Below are 2348 nucleotides of genomic sequence, written 5' to 3' on the forward strand. Positions count from 1 at the left end.
CCGTTGATCAGGATCTCTTCCTTGGCGGTGATGCTGATCCGGTTGGCCTCCAGCTTGATGTCGAGCTTGGCCATGAGATTGATGCTGTCCTGCAGCGCCACGATGTCGATCCCCGCGGTCGCAGCCGTCAGGCGAATGGCCTTGTAGGCGAACACACGCACGGCTTCCTTGACGCTGACCAGGAAGCTCTTGCCGGCACTGATGCTGGCGTGCCCGCCGCTGCTGAACGCGTTGTGCGCGATGCTCGCGATGTGCGTGGAGGCGGCGGCGGTGCTGTGAATGCCCGCCGCGCTGGCGAGCACCAGGTGCGGTTCCTCGAGTTCCGGAAAGCCGCCGGTTTGCCCGGCTGCGCCCTTGCCCTTGATGGCATCGTTCTGCGCCTTGAGATCCTGCGTGACGGCATCCTGGTCGCCCGCTTCGTGCGCCTTCGCCTCCTGCGCAGTCTGACTCAGCCGTTCATGCAGATCGCGCGCGGCTGTCAGCCGCGCGACGGTCTCTCCCAGGTCGGTGATGTGCGCCTGCGCATTGGGCCGGCCCTCGGTGGTGACCAGCAATCCCTTGGCCGCGCGGACGGCGCCATGCCCGTCGGTGCGCAACTCCACGCCTTGGCCGCGGTCGTCCTTGCGGCCCGCCGTGTCCTCGATGCGCCCGATGTGCCCCAGGCTCAGGCTGCTGCTCAGGTGGTCGCTCTTGAGCTGCGCCTGGATCTTGCCGGGGTGGTCGTCCAGTTCGAGATGGTTGCCGCGCGCCCCGAGGCCGCTGCCATCCGCGCTCAGCTCCCTGCTGCGAAAGCCCGACAGATTCTTCTGCCCGGGCAGTTGCCGCGGCGGCATGTTCAGCCGGTTGTAGACGCGGCCCGTGACGATCGGGCGGTCGGGGTCGCCGCTCTCGAAGTCGACGATCACCTCCTGCCCGATGCGCGGCACCTGCATGCCGCCGAACTGGCTGCCGGCCCACGGGGAGGCGACGCGAATCCAGCAGGAGGCGTTCTCGTCCTTCGTGCAGTACCGGTTCCAGTGGAAGCTGACCTTGATGCGGCCGTATTCGTCGGTCCAGATTTCCTGATTGGCAGGGCCCGTGACGATCGCCGTCTGCGGCCCCGTGGTGCGGGGCTTGGGCTGCGTCTGCGGCGAGCGAAAGATCTTGCTGGCGGGCTGGACCTCGAAGTCGGTGTGGCACGCGTAGTCTTCCTCGCCACTGGCCTGGGCGCTCGCTTGGCCACTCGCCTGACCGTTCTCGTGCAGCCGCAGCGTGCTGGCGATGACGAGGTAGTCGAGGTTCGCCGCGTCCTGCGGGTAGTTGACCAGCGAGAAGGTGCAGCCCGTCACCACCGCGCGCAGGTTGCCGCTGCCTCGGCCGCGGCTGCCCGGCGCGCCGGTCGCTTCCATGCGGGTGCGCGCCAGGTCGCGGCCTTCGTCGGGGTCGCTGTAGTCGCCCGGCCACCGGTACATCTCCTGCGTGTTGTGGCCGGTGTTGCGCGGCATGCTGGCCGTCTGCCGGAGCCTCGCGCGGGGCTTCGTGAAGTCGAAATCGTCGGTGACCCATCGACCCGACTCCAGGTTCTCGATGCTCTGGAAATGGCTGCAGTGCTCCTCGTCGATCCTGTGGCCCGGCGGGTAATAGCCGATGTCGTGGTACGCCTGGCTCTCGAACCTCCGGTGAGCCCCTGCGTCGTCCACCAGCACCAGCCGGTGAGCGCCGTCCTTGTGCTCGAAGAAGTAGTAGATGCCGAACTCCTGCATCAGCCGCGTGATGAATTCGAAGTCGGTCTCGCCGTACTGGACCTGGAACACGCGCGGGGGGTAGCGGTGGGTGACGCGCTTTTCCGTGGGAAAGCTGTAGTCGGCGAGCACCTCCTCGATGATCTCCAGCGGGGTCCTGTTCTGGAAGATCCGGTGGTCGCTGGTGCGGGTCGCAAGGATCAGCCAGGGCCGCAGCACGATCTCGTAGAGGCCCCGGCGGTTCTCGTGCTGCACGAAGCGCGCGCTGGTGACCAGGCCGTTGATCTCGCGGGTGCCGGCGCCCGTGCGCGCCGTGGGGCCGAAGCCCTTGCCGTCGAGTTCAATGCGGATGCCGAACTCCTTGCCAACGAGCTGCTTGACCGGCACGTTGGCCGTGACGTACCCGGTGAGCATCGGGCTGTCGGGGGTCTGCAGGCGGACGGTGTATTCGAAGAGTTCGCCCAGCGCCTCGGTGCCCTCGAGCGACTTGAATTCCAGTGCGGGGCTGCCCAGCAGGCTGGGCATGGCGGGGCTGTCGACGCGGACGGTGCGCGAGGCGCTGAAGAGAGAAGAAAAAGACACGCGATGGACCTTGAGGAATGACCTTCCAAAAAGTCTGAGGCCTGC

General features: G+C 67.0%; 1 protein-coding gene. It reads right to left on the reverse strand.

The annotated features are described in order from the left end of the window. A partial coding sequence (locus tag JC881_RS32200) for a type VI secretion system Vgr family protein (protein ID WP_198789812.1) occupies positions 1 to 2303 on the reverse strand: 2303 nt, incomplete at its 3' end. Positions 2304 to 2348: the final 45 nt, after the last annotated feature.

The organism is Variovorax sp. IB41, assembly GCF_016405905.1.
Classification (GTDB): Bacteria; Pseudomonadota; Gammaproteobacteria; order Burkholderiales; family Burkholderiaceae_C; genus Variovorax.